Origin of the sequence: Mucilaginibacter sp., from assembly GCF_965277465.1 — a bacterium.
Classification (GTDB): Bacteria; Bacteroidota; Bacteroidia; order Sphingobacteriales; family Sphingobacteriaceae; genus Mucilaginibacter.
Window position 1 is genome coordinate 978,837 of the sequence record NZ_CBDICW010000001.1, and the last position, 20,156, is coordinate 998,992.

Annotated in this window: 21 protein-coding genes; 2 read left to right on the forward strand and 19 right to left on the reverse strand. The window is 40.9% G+C overall.

Annotation, left to right across the window (positions count from 1 at the left end):
* Positions 1–46 precede the first annotated feature (46 nt).
* Positions 47–1,387, reverse strand: coding sequence for an FAD-dependent oxidoreductase (locus ACQY4U_RS04465; RefSeq protein WP_428328191.1), 1,341 nt, complete (start codon positions 1,385–1,387; stop codon positions 47–49).
* Between the two features lie 89 nt (positions 1,388–1,476).
* Here ACQY4U_RS04465 and ACQY4U_RS04470 point away from each other — a divergent pair, with 89 nt between their 5' ends.
* Positions 1,477–2,001 (forward strand): YfiT family bacillithiol transferase, encoded by a 525-nt coding sequence (locus ACQY4U_RS04470; RefSeq protein ID WP_428328192.1) that lies wholly within the window; start codon positions 1,477–1,479, stop codon positions 1,999–2,001.
* Positions 2,002–2,102: 101 nt separating this feature from the next.
* Here the strand turns inward: ACQY4U_RS04470 and ACQY4U_RS04475 are convergent, their stop codons facing one another.
* The 18 genes from ACQY4U_RS04475 to ACQY4U_RS04560 form a co-directional block, all read right to left on the reverse strand.
* A complete protein-coding gene (locus ACQY4U_RS04475) occupies positions 2,103–2,903 on the reverse strand; it encodes a hypothetical protein (RefSeq protein ID WP_428328193.1) in 801 nt (266 codons plus the stop codon).
* Positions 2,904–2,915: 12 nt separating this feature from the next.
* Positions 2,916–3,419: a heavy-metal-associated domain-containing protein gene (locus ACQY4U_RS04480; RefSeq protein ID WP_428328194.1), complete on the reverse strand. Its 504-nt coding sequence runs from the start codon at positions 3,417–3,419 to the stop codon at positions 2,916–2,918.
* A gap of 74 nt (positions 3,420–3,493) precedes the next feature.
* Positions 3,494–3,880: an HYC_CC_PP family protein gene (locus ACQY4U_RS04485; protein ID WP_428328195.1), complete on the reverse strand. Its 387-nt coding sequence runs from the start codon at positions 3,878–3,880 to the stop codon at positions 3,494–3,496.
* Between the two features lie 152 nt (positions 3,881–4,032).
* Complete coding sequence (locus ACQY4U_RS04490; RefSeq protein ID WP_428328196.1) at positions 4,033–4,710, reverse strand: OmpA family protein; 678 nt, start codon at positions 4,708–4,710, stop codon at positions 4,033–4,035.
* A gap of 266 nt (positions 4,711–4,976) precedes the next feature.
* The gene (locus ACQY4U_RS04495; protein WP_428328197.1) at positions 4,977–5,807 is read right to left on the reverse strand and encodes a DUF6515 family protein; all 831 of its coding nucleotides are present in this window, start codon (positions 5,805–5,807) and stop codon (positions 4,977–4,979) included.
* A gap of 268 nt (positions 5,808–6,075) precedes the next feature.
* A complete protein-coding gene (locus ACQY4U_RS04500) occupies positions 6,076–7,410 on the reverse strand; it encodes a sensor histidine kinase (RefSeq protein ID WP_428328198.1) in 1,335 nt (444 codons plus the stop codon).
* A gap of 4 nt (positions 7,411–7,414) precedes the next feature.
* Positions 7,415–8,098 (reverse strand): response regulator transcription factor, encoded by a 684-nt coding sequence (locus ACQY4U_RS04505; RefSeq protein ID WP_428328199.1) that lies wholly within the window; start codon positions 8,096–8,098, stop codon positions 7,415–7,417.
* 3 nt (positions 8,099–8,101) lie between these two features.
* Entirely contained in the window at positions 8,102–8,986 is an 885-nt protein-coding gene (locus ACQY4U_RS04510) for a hypothetical protein (RefSeq protein ID WP_428328200.1), read from the reverse strand.
* A gap of 30 nt (positions 8,987–9,016) precedes the next feature.
* Positions 9,017–9,361, reverse strand: a complete 345-nt coding sequence (locus ACQY4U_RS04515; protein ID WP_428328201.1) for a hypothetical protein — start codon at positions 9,359–9,361, stop codon at positions 9,017–9,019.
* A 235-nt stretch (positions 9,362–9,596) separates the two neighbouring features.
* Positions 9,597–10,541, reverse strand: coding sequence for an FAD:protein FMN transferase (locus tag ACQY4U_RS04520; protein ID WP_428328202.1), 945 nt, complete (start codon positions 10,539–10,541; stop codon positions 9,597–9,599).
* 222 nt (positions 10,542–10,763) lie between these two features.
* Entirely contained in the window at positions 10,764–11,837 is a 1,074-nt protein-coding gene (gene prfA, locus ACQY4U_RS04525; protein WP_428328203.1) for a peptide chain release factor 1, read from the reverse strand.
* Positions 11,838–12,029: 192 nt separating this feature from the next.
* Entirely contained in the window at positions 12,030–13,613 is a 1,584-nt protein-coding gene (locus ACQY4U_RS04530) for a M1 family aminopeptidase (protein WP_428328204.1), read from the reverse strand.
* 54 nt (positions 13,614–13,667) lie between these two features.
* Positions 13,668–14,264, reverse strand: a complete 597-nt coding sequence (locus ACQY4U_RS04535) for a gliding motility lipoprotein GldD (RefSeq protein ID WP_428328205.1) — start codon at positions 14,262–14,264, stop codon at positions 13,668–13,670.
* Positions 14,261–15,061, reverse strand: a complete 801-nt coding sequence (locus ACQY4U_RS04540; RefSeq protein WP_428328206.1) for a shikimate dehydrogenase family protein — start codon at positions 15,059–15,061, stop codon at positions 14,261–14,263. The genes ACQY4U_RS04535 and ACQY4U_RS04540 overlap by 4 nt, the downstream gene beginning before the upstream one ends.
* A gap of 180 nt (positions 15,062–15,241) precedes the next feature.
* The gene (locus tag ACQY4U_RS04545; protein ID WP_428328207.1) at positions 15,242–15,667 is read right to left on the reverse strand and encodes a PIN domain-containing protein; all 426 of its coding nucleotides are present in this window, start codon (positions 15,665–15,667) and stop codon (positions 15,242–15,244) included.
* Positions 15,668–15,669: 2 nt separating this feature from the next.
* A complete protein-coding gene (locus tag ACQY4U_RS04550) occupies positions 15,670–15,918 on the reverse strand; it encodes a DUF6364 family protein (RefSeq protein WP_428328208.1) in 249 nt (82 codons plus the stop codon).
* A gap of 126 nt (positions 15,919–16,044) precedes the next feature.
* A complete protein-coding gene (locus tag ACQY4U_RS04555; protein ID WP_428328209.1) occupies positions 16,045–16,800 on the reverse strand; it encodes a phosphosulfolactate synthase in 756 nt (251 codons plus the stop codon).
* Positions 16,801–16,973: 173 nt separating this feature from the next.
* Positions 16,974–18,377, reverse strand: coding sequence for a tetratricopeptide repeat protein (locus tag ACQY4U_RS04560; protein WP_428328210.1), 1,404 nt, complete (start codon positions 18,375–18,377; stop codon positions 16,974–16,976).
* A gap of 237 nt (positions 18,378–18,614) precedes the next feature.
* Here ACQY4U_RS04560 and amaB point away from each other — a divergent pair, with 237 nt between their 5' ends.
* On the forward strand, positions 18,615–20,156 hold the full coding sequence (gene amaB / locus ACQY4U_RS04565) for an L-piperidine-6-carboxylate dehydrogenase (protein WP_428328211.1): 1,542 nt from the start codon (positions 18,615–18,617) through the stop codon (positions 20,154–20,156).

Below are 20,156 nucleotides of genomic sequence, written 5' to 3' on the forward strand. Positions count from 1 at the left end.
CGGCAGTAATTAATCATAAGGTTAATTTTAACCCGGTGTTTCCTGATTAATTCACCAGTCGTCCGCTTAAATCAACTGTCCTCACAAAAGGATTTAAAAATTGGTTCATCAACAGGGTAAACTCTAAGCGGGTTACAGGGCGGTTGGTATCAAAGGCAAGGGTAAACTTATACTTGGTTTTCCAGTTTTGCTGTAGGGTTTTTTGCAACACCTGCGGATCGGTTAAAGTATAATCGCTGATGAGCGAAACTGTATTGCCAACGGTAAACGCTTCGCCCGGCTTTTCTTTATTGAACCATAAAAAAGCACGGGTATAAATTTCTGTTAAAACCGGCTTAATCTCGGAAGTGGTCACTCCCGAATCAGGCATAAATAAAAATTGAGCATGGCCGTTGTATACTTTCTGCTTTCCTCTCAGTAAACCGGTTGCACAAACCTGTTGTATGGCTCGCCAGGTTTGGCTTTTTTGAGATACATCTGCAAAGGGCAGCAGGTAACCTTTAAAATCTAAAAGCTCTCCTTGTATAGCGCGTACATTCAAGTTCTTAGTGGTGGTTTTAAAGAAAGCGCAATAGGCCGCAATGGTGCCAACACCCTGCCCCAATTGTAATTGAATAGGTAAATAATCACTGCTTTTTTCGCCGGGTAGTGCCTTTTCTGTTATCAGGATATTCTCTGCATCCCGAACTATCACCGTACTTATTGGGATGCAATATGCCGGGTATTGCGGGTAGTTATTTTGTGGATGTTGAGCATCGGTATATAACTGCCCGGGTATAGCCACGCCAGCAGCAATAGATGTGCGGTAAAGCATAAGGCCGCCATTGTCTTTAAAATTATCAAAAGCTACAGGCAATTTCCCACCAGCTTGTATGGCTATGTCACCATTTGGGGTAGCATCAATTAGTACACGGGCTTTAATAGTTAATGTTTTTCCATTTTGGGTAAAGTTAACTCCCCAGCGGTCGCCATCCTTTTTAATGCTGACAAAGGGGGTGTTTAAATAGATGGACAGATTTTTTACCGTGTCTGTCATGCTTTTTAATACAGATGCACCCATACCCGGCTCAAAAGTGAGCTGATTATTAATCGTATCGGCGCTTTTGGGTTTCTTCTCCATATCCAATACCCGGGTACGAAACTCATGCCAGGTACCTGTATTAACGTTGTTGCTTTCATCAATAGTGATCATTCCTGTTTTAGGGAATGCCCCAAGTTCAGTAGCATCTGTAACTAAAATAGTTTTTACCTTGCTGTGTGCGCATTGCAGCGCCGCCGCCGTTCCGCTTGCTGTGCCGCCGATAACCAGCACATCCGTTTTAAAGGTTTGGGCATATATAACGGAGGTATTAAAAACCAGCAGGACAAGGATTAACTTTTTAAGCATAGGGGCTTTTTATCAGGTTCAAAACGCTAAATTATGGTAAAAGCTTGTTGCCGATTAAAATATTGCCTAATTTAAATTTTTTAAGCACTATGACAGACGAAGAAATGAAATACCCTATCGGGAAGTTTAAAGCCCCGGTATCGTACACAACCGAAGATCAGCGGAAGTGGATCACTACGATAAAAGAATTGCCGGGCAGACTGCGCCAGGCCACTATGGGATTGAGCGAAACAAAGTTGGATACCCCTTACCGTACGGGCGGGTGGTCCTTAAGGCAGGTGATACACCATGTTGCGGATAGCCACATGAACTCCCTGATGCGGTTTAAATTAGCCTTAACCGAAGAAAATCCAATTATAAAACCTTACGAGGAGGCCGATTGGGCACTACTGCCTGATTATAGGCTACCAGTAGAATCATCACTAAAAATGCTAGAGGGCATTCACCTGCATTGGGCAACCATACTTGAAAATCTTACCGAAGAGGAGTGGGGCCGCACTTTCACCCATCCGGCATCGGGCGAAGTGATCCCGCTTAAAAAAGCACTGGGTTTGTATGCATGGCATAGTAAGCACCATTTGGCACACGTAACAGAAACGATCAAGAAATTTTAGGAAGGCGTAGAGGCTGCTAACCTATGCATCGTCAATATAAAAAAGCAGTCCCGTGATACAGATCAGAGCTGTATAACGGGATTGCTTTATAGTATGCTTGGTTACAGGTTAAATATATTATACTCCAGCCTTACCAAATACATTCTTTCGGTATTGCGCACCATTGAATTGTACAGCGGTACCCGGTACGAAAAATCAACCCTTAACAAGGTGTTGATTATCAGCTGAACAGCGGGTGCGGCATCCAGGTAGCTTTGCCCGTAACCTGGGTTTACCTTGCCCAATAGCTCGGCATATACATTTACATTCAGCTGTTTGTAATCCCGGTAGGCTTTTGGTAATAATAGATAGCCCGAAGACAGTGTATAAGCAATAGCATCTTTAGCGTTAACTGACGGCAGGTTATTGCCACCCGTATTATCCCAGGCATGCAGGTAACTTACCGAGCCCGATAGGGCCAGTTTATGCAAAAGCTGTGTAAAAACAACTCCGCTTTGAAAGCCGGAGTTATCGCCCTCTAAGCTGATCTCCTGGTTTATTACCGGGTTATTAATGCTGGATAGCTTGGCAAAAAATGCCCCGCGAAAATGCTTCTGCACCGAATCGATTGACAGAAAACGGTACTTTGCATATACACTGCCGCCTTCAAAATGCTGATTATTCTGATAATAATCAGACATGTATAACGACCCATGCAGCATTAAATGTTTGCTGGCACCATACATTACCTCAAGCGTGCTGCGGTTTTTATAGTCAGGCCTAAAATAGCCCTGGTTCTCTAACCGGATCCCTAACGAATGGGTTGCCATATTGCTGGCAGGTTCGGTATTCACATATAGCTCCTGCGCAAAAGCAGTGCATGCCACAGCCATAAGGCTTATGGCCAATATTAAACGCTTCATAAAATATAAAGCTTAAATTGCTACGTGATAGGTTCTGCCTGTTTTTGCCGGGCTCAGATCAGCTACCTGGCCCATGTACTTTTTAGATACTGACTTTGGTGCAAAACCCTTATCAACAATGGTTACGGGCACCTGGCCATTCAATGTTTTATCGGCACCGCTCATCACCTTAAAGGTATCGCCACCGTAGCTAAAAGCATTATCTGCAACCTTTACATTATCAAAATTGAAGGTAGCTTTAAGGCTGTTTACAAAGAAACCGGCATCCTGAACTTTTTTGCTGATCAGATCAAAATTAACGGCTTCGCCATTTTTAAAGGTTAGGATATACAGGTTATGCATCAGGTCGGTTTTAATTTCGCTGATGAAAGGAAGTGTTCTTAATGATTTTTCTGTGGCTTTGGCACATAGTGCGCAGGTAAGGCCGCTAACCTGTAGTTCGGCTTTGGTAAATTGAGCTTTGGCAATACCTGTAGTTAAAACCAGCAGGGTAATAAATATTTTAAGGGTTTTCATTGTGGATCAAATTAATCGTAAAAAAATTAAATAAATAATAGTTCCTGCCGCTAAAAGCGGTTGATTAATAATGATCAGATACGCAGAATGCAGTATTTAATAAACGCGATGACACCGTTTATAGGTGCATCGGGCGGGTCTTTATCAAAGGTGCTTTCAAGCAGGTGCTGCTTTACAGCAACAAAAACACTTGCAAAAGAAAGCTTTGGTAGCTGGAACGGGAAAATCTTTGTTAAAAACGATGATGGCTGTGTTTCATGCGCATCTTTAACTTTTACTTCGATGTGCCTGTCCTGGCAGCATTTCATTTTGCCAGCCATTAGTTTGCTGCAACTTTTTGCAGGGGCATTGATGCTAACCGAAGCAATATGACTAAAGCAATAATGCAGATTGAGCGCAAAGCCTGTGGCTGTAACTAAGTACAGCAAGGTTAATAAAAGTGCGCCTGATCTTTTAATCATGTACAAATGTAAGGTTTAACTTACTGATCACAAATAGTTTTATGCGGAATATATTAAAAGAAAGGATAGTCTTGATTTTAATGCTAATATTAAAACAGCCCGTACGAATTAACGCACGGGCTGTTCCGTAATAAAGTTTATACGTATAATGCTTATTGACCGTTTTGTGCCTGTGCTTTCATTTGATCGTTAGCAACAATTACAATTTCAACACGGCGGTTTTGTGAGCGGCCATCAACTGTTGTGTTATCGGCAATAGGTTCGGTTTCACCTTTACCCTGTACGGTTAAACGGGCATCACTTACATTATCGGCAGTAATAATTGATTTAACAGCCTGTGCACGTCTGATAGAAAGATCCATATTGTGAGCTGCAGTACCGGTATTATCGGTATGGCCAACAATTAATATATTGGTTTGCGGGTTGTTTTGTAACGATACAGCTAATTTTTGCAGGTTGGTTTGCGCATCAGGTTTTACGTTAGCCATATTGGTATCAAACAATATGCCCGAATCAAATTTTACCAAAATACCTTCGCCTTCGCGGGTAACGGTAGCACCGGGTACAGTTTGTTTAATTTCAGCAGCCTGTTTATCCATCTTATGGCCAATTAAAGCACCTGCGGTACCACCAACAGCACCACCAATAAGTGCACCAACGGCAGTATTACCGGCTGCTTTACCTATTAATGCACCTAAAAGCCCACCACCGCCTGCACCAATTGCAGCACCTTTTTGCGTTTTGGTAAGTGAATCACAGCCTGTGCCTAAAATAATAATGGTTGAAAGGGCAATACCGATAGTAGCTATTCTTATTTTTAAAGTTCTCATTGTTATAAATATTTTAATGCGAAGTTACAAAGCGGATGCCAAAAAATAATAATTAGATTATTTGATGATATTTTGGATATTAATTAAACAAACCTAATATTAAAACGATATTTATTTAACATTGATGAAAAAGAACAGCATATAAATAATATTAAAAAAAAATATGTCGCCTGTTATTTAATACACTTTAATAGTTAATAAAGCATAAAATAAAAAGTCCCCTGTTTGGCAGGGGACTTTCAAAATTATATCAAACGTATTGGCAATTAAATACCTTTCTCGTCGTCGGCCGGCAGGCTTGCAATACGGTAACCAGTATTACCATCAGGTCCGGTTACTTTTTCGTAATAGATGCCATTTGGCGATACATAAAATTTCTTTCCGTTTAAGGATACCTTACGGCAATTATCAGGGAGTTGATTTACAACATCGCCAATTTGCGGAGCCGCCACACCTGCATTAGGGTCGGTTACTTCGTCGCCTGTATTTAAAACGCCGTCTTTTCCGGCTACTACATATATCTTTTTGCCTTTATCATCAACGGTTTCTTTGTAATACACGCCGTTAAGCTCGTAATACTGTATGCCGTCAATTTTAATAGCTTGTGCATTATCAGGCAATGATGGTACGCCTGCACCAATAGGAGGCGCAGTTACCTGGTAGCCACCATCATCGTACGGGCTGTAAAACACACCGCCGTAATAATAATAAAGGGATGATCCCCAATAAAAAGGATAATAACCAAAAGGTAAAATACCAAGATAAAATCCAAGATGAGGATAGCCATAATAGCCAAAACCTGCCCTGTAAAAAGCACCGCCCTGGTAACCTGAGCCTGCACCGGTATAACCACCCGTACGGCCCCTGTATGCTGCTACACCTGAGTTTACCCGTGCATTTACGCCAACACCGGTAGCACTACGGCCGCCACCAACACCAACGACGCCGCGAAAGCCACCGCCTCCGCCACCAACACCGATCCTCATACCACCACCGCCGCCCCTGGCGCCACGCTGTGCGCTGGCCGGAGCAATCATCGCCGCTGTAAGCAATCCGGTTAACAATAAACCAGATGCATATTTTAAAGCCCTTTTCATATTTTTAATAAAAGTATTTAACAGATTTTTTTTATTTTAAGTATATCACCCGCTTAAAATAAATAATTCACATTATTAGACAAACCAGCCTTGTAAAGGTTTAATTGCTATATCAAATTTATTAATAAATTTTTGATCTTTTTATTTAACAATCAGCACGCAACTGCTTTGTGACAAAGCGGTTAATAATTATTACAGTATAAAGTTAAAAATACAATTTGTGATAACCATGCAGCGCACCCTGATTGGCCTGCCTGAATGTTTCATGTTATTTTATTTCGACGGCACCCGGCGGAAAAATCAGCTTAAATATGCTTCCTGTTCCCTTTTCTGATACAACTTCGATCTCAATATTATGAAACGCCGCAATTGATTTTACTATAGGTAAACCTAACCCAAAACTATCCTGCTGTAACGATTGCCTGAACTTTTTAAAACGGTTAAAAATGTATGGTAAAGCTTCGGCTGTTATACCTATCCCGGTATCAATAATACTGATAGAAAAATTGTTGTTTTCAAGGCTTGTTTCTATCCGTATGGCACCATCTTCGTTATTATATTTAATGGCATTATTGATCAGGTTAAAAAACAGGTTAAAAAGTAAAAACTTATTTACCTCAACCAATTGCCAGTTTGCAGGTATAGTTGCTTCGTAGCTGATGTTCTTATCCTGCAGGCGGATGGAGATCTCGTCATAAACTTCCTGTAACAGGTCCGATAACGGGATCTTGTCCTCCTTTAAAAACTGCTCGTTCTCAATCTGCGATATGAGTAAAAGCGTTTTGGTGATGCTTTTGAGGCGGTTCAATATCTTCTGCATCTCCAGCAGGCGCGTTTTTAGTTCATCTACTATATCCTCGCGCTCAAACATGTTCTCAATTTTTGATTGCAGGATTGATATGGGCGTCATCAGCTCGTGCGAGGCATTGGAGATAAATTCACGCTCTTTCTGAAACGTGCTTTCAATCGTTTCAATCATCTTATGGATACTTATATCCAGGTGCTGAAAATCAGAAGTGCTGGTTTTTACTTCTTTATAAGAGCCAAAATTTGGAAATTTCTGACCAATGAGTTTTGTTTTAATAATAAGGCCCAAGGGCTTCAGCACATAATTTGAATACAGCTGATCGGCCATAATGGTAAGCAATATCATGCCAACTAAAACCTGGAAAGCAAGACTTTGCAACGGGCGCGTAGTTTCGGTTATGGCGTCAGCACTTATGGCAATCTCCAACAGGTATTTTTTTTTGCCGGCCATAAAGTTATGGCTCAATATGCGGTATTCAATAGTGTCGCCTTGTAATATACGCTTGTCGTTACGGATGGTATCCAGGTATCCCGGTACTGAATCAATATCTAAACTAACATAATCCTCTTTAAGCGGGGTATAGTAACTGGCGTCACTCTCGCCATTGTGTATATAGCTTTGTATACCCTGGCTGTTTACAATTTTAAGCAGCTTTTCTTTTTGCTTAATGAGCTTGTTATCGGTATAGTTTTGGGTTATATTTTTTATAAGGCGTGGCAAAAGCAACACAAAAATGGTTACAATTACCAGTTTTGATATGGTATTAAACAGCGTAAGTTTGGTTTTAAGTTTCAAATACTTAAGCGTTTATTTTAATTTTATAACCTAAGCCTCGAACGGTTTCGAGCCAGTCGGGCGATGCATGGGCATTTAGTTTTTTGCGGATGTTTTTGATATGCGCATCAATATAGTTTGAGTCGTAATCGTCATTAATAATGCTTCCCCAAATGTGCTCGCTCAACTGTGAGCGGGTGAGCGTTCTGTTTTTATGTAAAATAAGGTAAGCAATCAGGTCAAACTCTTTTTTGGTGATGGTATTGATCTCCGTATCCAGGTAGGTAATGGTACGTTCTGTTAAATTGATCAGGAAACCACCCAGGTCAATCAGGTTTTGCTTTAAGCCAAAGCGCCTGCGTATAATGGCCTGCATACGGCTTTGAAGCTCTAATAATGAAAACGGCTTGGCCAAATAATCATCGGCCCCTAAATCAAGACCCTTTATGCGGTCATACACCTCTGCGCGGGCAGTTAGTATAATGCAAATAGCTTCGGGGTTATACTTTTTAGCTTCTTTAAGCAGGTCAAGGCCATCATAATCAGGCAGCCCCAGGTCTATCAATATAAAATCGTAAAGGTTTACCGCTATTTTTTCAGATCCCGAGGTGCCATTAAAGCAGATCTCGCATATATAGTTATAGTTAGTCAGGAAAATTTCCAGTTCGTCGGCAAGGGCCTTTTCGTCTTCAATAACTAAAACATTCATATTCTAAAAAAAGAGATAGTAAAATGTCATATTAAAAAAAAGCTCGTGCCTGTTCTTTAACTCGCCTTCCACATTAACAGGGATGGAGTATTTCCACGATGCCTCAAAAGTATAATGGGGCCTGTTATAGGCTATTGGCAATTTAACGCTGTAATTAAGGGCATTAAAGCGGCCATTATCGTAATTAGGTAAGCGATGTTCGGCACTTATATCGGAAATATAATCTAAGGATAACTTACCGGGATGGTCTGCCGAAAACTTTTGCACAAAATTTTGGGTACCCATTATGGCACTGATAGTTGGGTTAAAGGATAAATAATCCTTATCGTCAAAAACGCTCCAGTTGGTTTCTATGTATTTTGAAGTGCTGAACGTCAGGAAAAAATCACTTGATTTACCAAAAAGATAATCAACCGTAACACTTGATTTTGCAAACTTCCAGTCGTACGAGTTTTTAAAATCAATATCATTTGATGATGCTGATTTAATTACCTCGGCAGCATCTTTGTTAAAAAAGAAACGGCTGTAGCTGAGGGTTCCGGTTAAATTTTTTGTGTATTTGTGCATGTAGCCTGCACCCAGGTCAATTTCATCAATCAGGGGGTTGTAGCCTAATACCTTTGTGCCTGAGCCGTAAATAAAAAAGCCATTTTTGGTATTGTAAACAACATCGGTTGTAATAAACGGATATTTGATAGGGCCAGTACGGCCAAAAAATAAAACATCGCTGCCATAATTTACACCTATTGAAACCGATTGCTTCCTGACCACAGTATCCGTATCCTTTGCAACAGTTTGCGGAAAACGGGTAAGTAATGGCAGTTTTATTTCAGCAGCATTTACAGCAGTACAAATTACAAGGAAAAGCATTATGAAATAATATTTCATTGATGGTGAGTAAATTGTGGGTTGAGTTTATTAGTTGCCATTTCTCCTTGGTATTTCGGGTGGTCTTTCCAATCCTTCAGGCCTTCGCTGTCTTTTGGGCCTTTGTTTAGGTTGAGTAGCCTGGTTATCTACAGGTTCAATTTTCTCTGGCTTTGGCTGTCTTTTGGCTTTGGCTACTTCTTTAATCTTCTTCTTATCTTCCTGATCTTTCTTATCGTTTTTTTTGAGTGAGGTGTCAACAGGCATTGCACCCAGGGACAAACTTATCCCCAATTTATCAGAAACAAAACTAAAATGCTTATTTTTTATTTTGGCAGATGATAAACATGGTGCTAATATTAATAAGAAGACAATATACGCAAACCACTTTATCATTGAGAAGCAGAAAATATTAAAATTACTTTCAAATAGTTTAAATTAAACTTACTCACTAAATTATTGAGCTTTACCCATGTTATAAAATATAACGCAGCGGAATTTTAAACTAATTGAAATGGTTTAACAGGGGGTTTATATAATAGCATTAGTGATAGTTGTTACAAATACACTGTACTATACTACAATAACAGCTAAATTAACATAATTAAAGCTATGCAACCAAATGCAGGCTTTAATTAAGATTTATATCCTTTGAAGTGTAAACACGGTCATGATCGTCAATAACCACACAGGCAACCTGGTTTAACTGATTGATCAGGTAAAGGCCCGCATTAATGCCCATTGCCATTACCGGTGTAGCCATAGCATCGGCAAATTCGGCACGGGTGCTTATGATACTTACACTCTTGATTTTACTAACCGGGAAACCTTTTTTAGAGTTTACAGCGCCCAGGTTCTTTTTATTACTGATAGCAGCATATTTTTCGGCATTTAATGAGGTAGCTATAGCCATGTCACTAATCTGCACATTTGCAAAAGGCTGATCCTGTTGTGATGGATCGGCAGTTGCAATGGTCCATTGCTCTTTATTGGGCTGTAAGCCCCAGGTAAGCAGATCGCCGCCGGCATTAATAACACCATTGCTTACACCGTTTAACTGTAATATATATTTTGCCCTGTCGGCAGCGTAACCTTTTCCGTTAGCGCCAAAGCCAATGCGCATTCCTTTTTCTTTCAAAAAAACGGTTTGTGAAACAGCATCAAGCTCAATGTTTTTATAGTTTACCTTTTTAACAATTGCTTTAGCTATAGTAGCTGTATTTTGGTCGTTATCAAAAGATAAGGTTTCTTTATCGGCCGTGTAATAGGTTATATCAAAAGCCCCGTAGGTTAAGGCAGATATTTGTACCGATCTGTCAACTAATTTAAAGATCTCAGGATTTGTTCTTACTGCTTTAACACCGGCGTTGCGGTTAATCTCGTTAATGTGGCTTTCATCACTAAACGCACTTAACAGCTTTTCAACACGGCTTATCTCAGCTACAGCCTCGTCAATCCGTTCTTCCGCCCATGATGGGTTATTTCCAACTACACTAATTTCAAACTGATTACCCATCAAACGAACTGAACGTCTGAAGATGATTGTATTGTGGGATATGGTTTTTATAGCCAGCATACGCAGATAGATCTAAAAAGCATTAATTAATAAACTCCATTAAACTTATTTAACACTCCATTAATAAGGGGAAAAGGCGTGTTGTAAAAGTTTACAGAACTAAATTACCGGCGCTTTATGAAAATAACATGAAAAAGACTTTTCCATATATGTAAAAAGCCGCTATGCGCGGCTTTGTGACAATATCGTTATAATTGTAGTTTTTTTACTTTAAAACCAGCTTTAAGCTACAGTGCCTTCTTTTAGTTTTTCAGCATTCTCTGCAAATTGCAGGGCTTCCATAATGTCCTGCAGATCACCGTTCATAACACCTGTTAGGTTGTAGATAGTTAAACCAATGCGATGCTCGGTTAAACGACCCTGAGGATAATTGTAGGTGCGTACTTTGGCCGAACGATCGCCGGTTGATACCATTGTTTTACGCTTTTTTGAGGTTATTTCCAGGTGCTTTTGCAGCTCCATTTCGTAAACCCTTGAACGTAACACCTGTAATGCTTTATCGTAATTTTTTAACTGTGATTTCTGATCCTGACATTGTGCAACAATTCCGGATGGAAGGTGCGTTAACCTTACCGCAGAATAAGTTGTATTTACCGACTGCCCACCCGGACCAGATGCACAGAAAAGATCTTTACGAATATCACTTACCTGTAAGTCAATATCAAACTCATCAACCTCGGGCAATACCACTACCGTTGCAGCAGATGTATGCACGCGGCCCTGTGTTTCGGTATCAGGCACACGCTGTACGCGGTGAACGCCCGATTCGTATTTTAAATTACCGTAGGCATCCTCGGCATTTATATTAAATACAATTTCTTTGTACCCGCCTGATGTACCTTCGGTATAATCAACAAGCTCGGTTTTCCAGCCGCGTTTTTCGCAATAGCGCATATACATGCGGTAAAGGTCGCCTGCAAAAAGGGCTGCCTCATCACCACCTGTACCACCGCGGATCTCCACAATGGCATTCTTTGAATCTTCCGGATCTTTAGGGATCAGCATTAAACGGATAATCTCTTCCATTTCATCCTGCTTGGCTATCAGTTCGTCCAGCTCCATCTTGGCCATTTCACGAAACTCTTCGTCTTTTTCGGTAGCTAAAATTTCTTTGTTGCTATCTATATTGCTCATAATGTTGCGGTATATATTATACTGGTCAACAATTTTGGCAAGGTCTTTATATTCTTTATTTAATTGGGCAAAGCGTTTCATGTCAGCCATGGCGTCAGGGCTGCTTAACTCAGTTTCAACATTTTTCCAGCGTTGGAATATCGCCTCTAATTTCTCTAACATAATATTTTTTGAAGATCAATTGCAAAACCCCGGTTCACCCAAAACAAAAAACAATAAATACAGATGGAACCCGGCCTGTGCAAAAAGCGCACAAAAATACGGAATTTTAAGCAATAATTTTTTCATCAGGGTGTAAAGAGTTATAGGTTACACCTAACAGCCATTTTGTTTGCCGGTGCATGGCCGCAATTGCTACTGTTTTACTATCTCAAAATCTGCCAGTAAATTTACATTAGGGTCAATGGTTACCGTATATGGTCTTTCTTTAATCTTGAAAATTATGCTGGTGCTCTTATCTTTTATGTTGATGGTTTTCAGTTCATCTCCCAGGGCAATTTGCAGGGGCATTTCATAAAGCATATCCTGTTTCTGCTCAATCTGGAAAGTAACGGTTTGGTTTTCGGCTTCGTATTTATAAGTGATGCCTAAGTGCGGGTGGCCCGGTGTATAGATCCATTGATGAAAAAACTGTTTCAGATCCTGGCCGCTGGCCTGCTCCATTATGGTTTGCAGGCCGCTGGTGTAAGCATTGCCGCCATTGTATTTGGCATAATATTTTTTGATGCCTGTCCAAAAGGCAGAATCACCTAACTTCCTGCGCAGCATGTGGAGTACCCAGCCGCCCTTTTGGTAGCTGTTGGCATTAAGCAACTGCATATAGTTTGATTTTACTGCAGTATCAACCACAGCGGTATGCCTTGTTTTTTCAAAGTTAAATACCATTTTCCGGTCGCCTACCAATCGTTTTTTCAGGGTATCGGCTCCATATTTATTTTCCAGATATAGATTGGTCATATAGGTAGCAAAGCCTTCGCTTAACCAAACATGGCCAAAGTTACGTTCGCTTGCTGCATCGCCAAACCATTGGTGGGCTATTTCATGCGCCATCAATTCTTCAATCCCCGGCGAGTTCACAGAGTTTTCGAAGTAGAAGATAGCCCCTGCATTTTCCATGCCGCCAAATATGGTTTTTGATTGTACATTGGCTAACTTTTTATAGGCAAATGACCCAACATTTTTTATGTAGAAGGGTAATATCTCAGTTGCTACCGCATAATTTTTAAAGCCGGCCTCCTTATTCTCCGGGAACACATAGGTATATACAGGCACACTCCCAACATCACCGGGATGGTCAATGGCAAAATCGGCAACGCCTATAACCATTACTTTGGTGGGCAGTTGTGCGGTTTCTGCCCAGCGGGTTAGCTTTAAATGGTTTGGCAGGGCCTTTTCTTCTGTTTTTAAGCCGTTGGCTATTACGCCGTAATGATCCGGGGCGGTAACTATAAAATCAACCGGTGCTTTATCGCCGGGCAAATCAACGCAAGGCAGCCAGTTGTGAGCGCGGTTGGGCCAATTGTCCCCAAAAAAAGTTCGGTGACCGTATTTGTTGGTGGATATGATCAACCCATCAGCCGGGATACCTGAATACGTTATGGTATAACTGTGTAAGCTGTTGCTTTTTACTTTTGTACTGATGGTTACCGCATCGCTATCCTGCATAAAAGCTACCGCCTTACCGCCCTCTTTAATGGCTGACACCAGCATACCTTTACCCTTGCTGTTCTTTTTCACCAGGTCGAGCTGAAAGCTGCCTGCATCTTTCAGGAATTTTACCTTAACTATGGCCTCTCCCTTAATTACATCATTATCATCATTGATCCGGATAGCGAAGCTATAGTGCTGTACATCAATAACCGGGGCCGCTGTTTGTGCTTTTAAAGACAGGCAGCTAATTAACGACAGGGCAACAAAACTTGAAAAGGCTTTATACATAGCGGTTGTAAATTATCGAACTAAAAATAAAGAAAAACTTTTAAACCGGTCAGCTTACTTCCAGCGGAAACTTTTAATCATCAGGTCTACATCTTTTTTTACAAAGCTGAGTACCGGCTGGATAGAATCAAGCTTTGGCTCCGAGTTAAAGTAAAGTGCCCCGCGGATATAATTACGGGTGCTATCGGTAAGGTAAAACTGAATAGACGAGGCTGCATTACCATCAATAGTATAATAAATACCATAAACCTTATGGTCGGGGTAATAAATGGTTCCCTGGTCAATGCCGGTTGCTTTAATGGTATGCTTAAACGCGAAGGCGTGCGCATCTTCAATCAGCTCGTTAAATACTTTTTTTGAGGGGATGCTTTCATAGCTTAAATGCAGTGTGCCATTAAATTGCGGAAACTGCATATTTAAAAGGCTTTTCATATTTAAAAGCTTAGCCGATCTGCGCGATGTTTTATCGGTATCAATAACCGCGTATTTGGGGTACAAAAAGGTAAATGGCCCGTTGCCTTTATAAGGCTGATAATCTTTTTTAGGGAAAACAATGCGGTAATAACCCCGGGGTTTTGGCGAATAATCATGATTGCCATCGCAGGCAGCAAAAAGCAGCAGCATTAAAACGGGTAGTACTAATTTCCTCATGGATGTTTTTCCTTTGATGTCCATATTTCCCATGATTTTTCGGCTTGCAACATCAGCATTTCGTAGCCATTTTTTATAGCAGCACCCTGTTCTTCTCCCTTTTTTAAAAATAGTGTTTTTTCGGGATTATAAACCAGGTCGAAAAGCAAATTTTGGTCTGTAATAGCTTCGTAAGGTATTGGCGGGCACTCATCCACATTTGGTGCTGTACCCAATGGCGTGGTGTTGATAATAAGCGGGTAATGTTTAATGTGGTGGGGTTTTAACTCGCTGAACAGTAAATTACCCGGATGCGGTTTGCGGGTAACTATTTTATAATCTATCCCTAAATTTTCCAGCGCACATTTTACGGCCTTTGCTGCTCCGCCATCGCCCAATACCAACGCTTTATCGTGCTGGTCTTTTAACAAAGGTTTTAATGAAGTTTCAAAACCATAAATATCGGTGTTATAACCTTCCAGCCTAAAATCATGCCCTAATACGCCTAATTCACCGGTAAATGCAGCTTCTAAGGGGCTTTCGGCAATAACTCGGATGCAATTTACCGCACCTGCTGTTTTAGCATTGCCTTCAATCCAATCCAGGTATTTAAGTACGGATATTTTATGCGGAACGGTAACATTAAGGCCGCACAGGTCAGGATGTTTATCCAGCAGATCTTGCAGGTCTTTAATACTTTCCAGCGGATATAGCTCGTATTCGGCATCGGTAATGCCTTCCTTTTTGAACTTGGCGGTAAAATATTTTTTTGAAAAAGAATGAGAAAGCGGAAACCCGATAAGCCCGTAATGTTTCATTTTGTTTTTTATAAGATATAGATATTAAAAGCACCAGTTAATTACTTAAACAGGCCTCAAATACATTAAAGCGTAATATTAGCAAGAAAACGGCCAAAAATGGTAATGGATGTTTAAAGATGTTTAATTGGATGTATAAATAAAATTTACATGGAGTTAGGGACACTTTAGATGGACTTATTATAAAGCACTTTTGAGCGCACTAACAGCTTCGGCAGTAGTTAAAAAAGGCAGGTTGCTTTTTTTAAAATCTTTAGTGTTTCGGGTAACAATAAAATCAATGTGAGGGATGCTGAGTGCGCAATAATATTGAATGGCATCTTCATAATCTTTAAAATCGGTTTTTAATGACTGCCTGATTATCGCACTGTTTACATCAGCTATTTCGGTTATATCCGCTAATTCTTCCAATAGTTTGATAGCAGCATTATTGCTTAAAGATTGTCTAAGGATATAATAGATGTTATTATACGAAACTGCCGAAATGTAGACCGTTACCTTCCCTTCAACAGCCAGGTTAAAAAGAAGTGCGGCATCCAATGAAAATGGTTGTCTGTTGGCTAAAAAATCAATAACAACATTGATATCCATAAAAACATGTTTCATGACTATTGCTTGTGTTTTTTTACCAAAGCCTTTGTAAGTTCTTTTTTATAATCAAAATCATCCGGTAATTGAATTACACCCATTAACCGGCTTACTTTGGGCGATATCTCTTCTGTTGTTCCCTGGTGAGTGGTAATTGATTTCAGATAATTCTCCACTATGTCGGATAGGCTTCGCCCATTTTGGCGGGCGTATTTTTTGGCTGAATCAATTACGCCATCTTCCATTGTTAGCGTGAGTTTGGTTGTCATTACACGTGTGTTTTTATATATAAAGATACGTGTGTTTGTTTAATAATTCAAAACTAAATCGTCCTAAAACAAAAAAAGCCCCCGGAACTAATTCCGGAGACTTGATATGATAACAATTGTTGGTTTTTACAAAAAATGATCGAAGGTATCGCTGCGGATCCCTAAACGAAGTGTTTCGAGCGGGATAACATCTGCCGGGGCAATGTTACCAAGGCTTACATTTGAGCCGATAAGCTTAATAAACCATACCTGCTGTGCCTTTTGCGGGGCTTCCCAAATAATAGTTTCTTCGGGTATCTGGGTCAGGATCTCATCAACCAAGCCCTGTCTAACCTCTCCCGAATCGCGGTAGATGCCTACATTTCCGCTTTCGCGGGCTTCGGCTATTACCTTCCATGAGCCAGCCTCAATTTCGGCCTGCATCAGTTTGATCCATTTATAGGGGGCAAATATTTTTTGCACATCCTTTGAACCTACTTCTGATATTACGGTTATCTGTTTGGAGAGCTTTTGGATATAATCGCACTTAATATCATGCTCCAAAGTGATGGAGCCATCTGATACTTCGGCATAATCCATTTTAAAAGTATCCAGCATGCGGCAATAATCGTCAAACTGGCCGCGTACTATCATGGCTTCAAATAAGGTGCCGCCAAAGTATACGGGGATACCGGCATCGCGGTAAAGTTTTAGTTTTTCGGTAAGGTTAGGGGTAACGTATGATGTTGCCCAACCAAGTTTTACCATATCGGTATAAGTGCCTGCAACCTCAATAAAATCCTCAACCTGGCGTAAACTAAGCCCTTTATCCATTACCATGGTAAGGCCGCTGTTTCGGGGTTTTTGAGTACGCTCCGGTAGGTTATTGATCTGGTAGTTCATAAAAACACAATATGGTTATAGACTATAACTAAAAGTTTTAATGGCGCAAATGTCATAAAAAAAACCCAAAATTTGAAGCAAATTCCGGGTTTTAAATTGATATGCTTGATTAGGTGAGTGGTTAATTAAAAGTTTCATAGCCCACTCACTTAATCTGCCTGATTAACAAGATACTATTTGGTATACCTGTTAATTATATCAACAATAACTTTATTTTTTTGCAGCTGCGGCAGGTAATCAAACAGGATATAATGCTTCTCCGGATCTGATGACAAGGCCATTTCTAACTGAACCAGTGCTTCGTTATACTCGCCCTTGGCAAACAGGTAAGCTACCATTCGGTAATAAAGTTCTGCTGCTTCGGGGTTATTTTTTATAGCCTGGGCAATTACCTCGGTAGCATCAACCAGCCTTTGCTGCTCATATAATATCGACGAATAATCAAGCCATGCATCAATATCAAGCGGGTTAAGCTCTACTACTTTTTCGTAAGCACTTTCGGCTTCGGGCATGTGGCCAAGCTTGTATTCGGCATCGGCAATGGCAAACCAGTAGTCGCCGTTGGCAATATCCAGGTCGAGTGCTTTTTTATAAAAGTGCAGGGCCTCAAAGTAGCGCTCTTCAAAATCAAGGGTTACACCAATCCCAAACCAGGCATCGGCCAGCTTAGGGTCCATTTTAACCGATTTTTTGTAAAATGCACGGGCATCGTCCATTTGCTCCAGCTTTTCATAGCATTCGCCAATGGCGCAATAGGTATCGGCATTAGGCTGTTCATACTCAAAAGTATGGCGGTAAACGTCAATAGCTTCGGCATATTTTTCCAGGTTAACCAATGCATTACCCTTATTAAAGTAGGCCGATGCAAAGTTGTCCTTAATTAATATGGCGTAATCATAAGCATCAATTGCTTTTTCAAACAAGCTTAGCTTGGTAAACGCATTACCTAAGTTATACCATGCGGCATAGCTGTAGGGTTCGTTATCAATATATTGCTGATAAAAAACCACACTTTCCTGCTGGTTGTCCAGTACGTCGTAGCAAAAAGCAAGTTCGTAAAGGGCATCCTGGTTTTCCATATTTTGCTTTAAGCAAAGCTTCAGATAGGTGATGGATGTTTCATAATCGCCCATGTTTTGGTAAACGTAGGCTATGTGAAGCAGTACTTCATCCGTTTCTTCGGCAAGGTCAAGTGCTTTCTCGTAGTTTTCAAGGGCTTCGCCATAGCGTTCCATACTCTCGTACATATTACCGCGTATCAGGTAAATGTCCGGGTCTGATGCTTCCAGCATGGCTGCTTTTTCAAGCGCCTCAAATGCCTCGGGTACCTTGTTGGTAACCACTAAAAGCTGGGCTTTTTTAATTAAAAAAACTGCTGCAAAAGGATGCTGATTTTTAGCATACTCTGCAACCTGTAAGGCTTTTGGCGGATCGTTCTTTTCGATATAGTAGTCGATAATGTTCTCAAACGCCTGGGCATCAAAAAAGTACTGGTCATGATTACGAATCATTTCTTCGTACCGCTCAACCGAAAACTTTGGATCTTCGGTAAAACCAAATTCAAATTCTTCTTCCATTCAATTTTGTTTCAGAACACATACTCAGTTATTGCCGTCGAAATCGCTTTTGGAGCTTAAACTGAGTTTAAATTACAAGTAATAACACCCATAATTCAAATTAGTTATCAACATTCAAACATTGTTAACAGAGCGATTTACAAAGCCTTGATAATTAATGCAAATCATTTTGCCGGCAAGGGGTGAGTTGATAATAAATTGCCTTAAAGATTTTTACCTTTGGCAAAAGTAACAATTATGAGCCTTAATATTTCAGATATTCTTGATCGTTTACATATTAACGACATAAACGAAGCATTTAGTACAGGCAGCACATGGGGCAGCAGTGAGGGTGCAATTGTAAAAGACATCGTATCGCCAACCAATGGCAAAAAGATAGCAGTCGTTAAGTTTGCAACCGCCGATAACTACAATACCGTTGTGGAAAAATCGGCAAGGGCATTTATAAACTGGCGTACCGTACCCGCACCAAAGCGTGGTGAAATAGTACGCGAGATAGGAAACGCACTGCGCAGTAAAAAGGAAGATTTAGGCGCGTTGGTATCCTACGAGATGGGCAAAAGCCTTCAGGAAGGTTATGGCGAAGTACAGGAAATGATTGACATTGCCGACTTTGCCGTTGGCCTGAGCCGCCAGTTATATGGCTTAACCATGCACTCCGAAAGGCCGCAGCACCGCATGTATGAGCAGTATCATCCGCTGGGCATTGTGGGTGTTATATCTGCATTTAATTTTCCGGTTGCGGTATGGAGCTGGAACGCCATGCTGGCCTGGGTTTGCGGAGATGTATGCATCTGGAAACCATCTGAAAAAACACCATTAACAGCCATAGCCTGCCAGCATATTGCGCAGCAAGTTTTTAAAAAGCATAATGTAGAAGAAGGTGTATCATGCCTAATAATTGGCGACCGCGAGATAGGAGAACTGATGGCAAATGATACCCGTGTGCCATTAATTTCGGCAACGGGCTCAACCCGGATGGGTAAGGCAGTTGGCGCGGCAGTTGGCGCAAGGCTGGGTAAAAGTTTACTGGAGCTTGGCGGTAATAATGCCATCATTATCAGTGAAAATGCAGATTTGGATATGGCTTTGGTAGGTGCAGTATTTGGCGCCGTAGGTACTGCCGGGCAACGGTGTACCAGTACCCGCAGGCTCATCATTCACCAAAGTGTTTATGATTCATTTATCCAAAAGTTAATTAATGCTTACAAACAGATCCGCATTGGCGACCCGTTGGATGAAAATAACCACATGGGCCCGCTGATTGACCAGGAAGCGGTTAAGCTTTACCTTGATTCGATTGAGAAATGCAAGGCTCAGGGTGGCCGGTTTGTTGTTGAAGGCGGTCAATTAACAGGGGAGGCCTATGCTTCGGGCTGTTATGTAAAGCCATGCGTTGCCGAAGTTGAAAACCATTACCAGATAGTGCAGCACGAAACGTTTGCACCCATTCTTTATTTAATTAAATACAATACGCTTGACGAAGCCATCGCTTTACAAAACGGCGTACCCCAGGGCTTGTCATCAGCTATAATGACAGGAAATTTGCGCGAGGCAGAACAATTTTTAGCTGCCGGTGGTTCTGATTGTGGAATTGCAAATGTTAACATAGGTACATCAGGTGCGGAAATTGGCGGGGCTTTCGGTGGCGAAAAGGAAACCGGCGGCGGTCGTGAATCTGGTTCTGATGCCTGGAAAGTTTACATGCGCAGGCAAACAAATACTATTAATTATTCAAAAACGTTACCCTTGGCACAAGGAATTAAATTCGATCTGTAA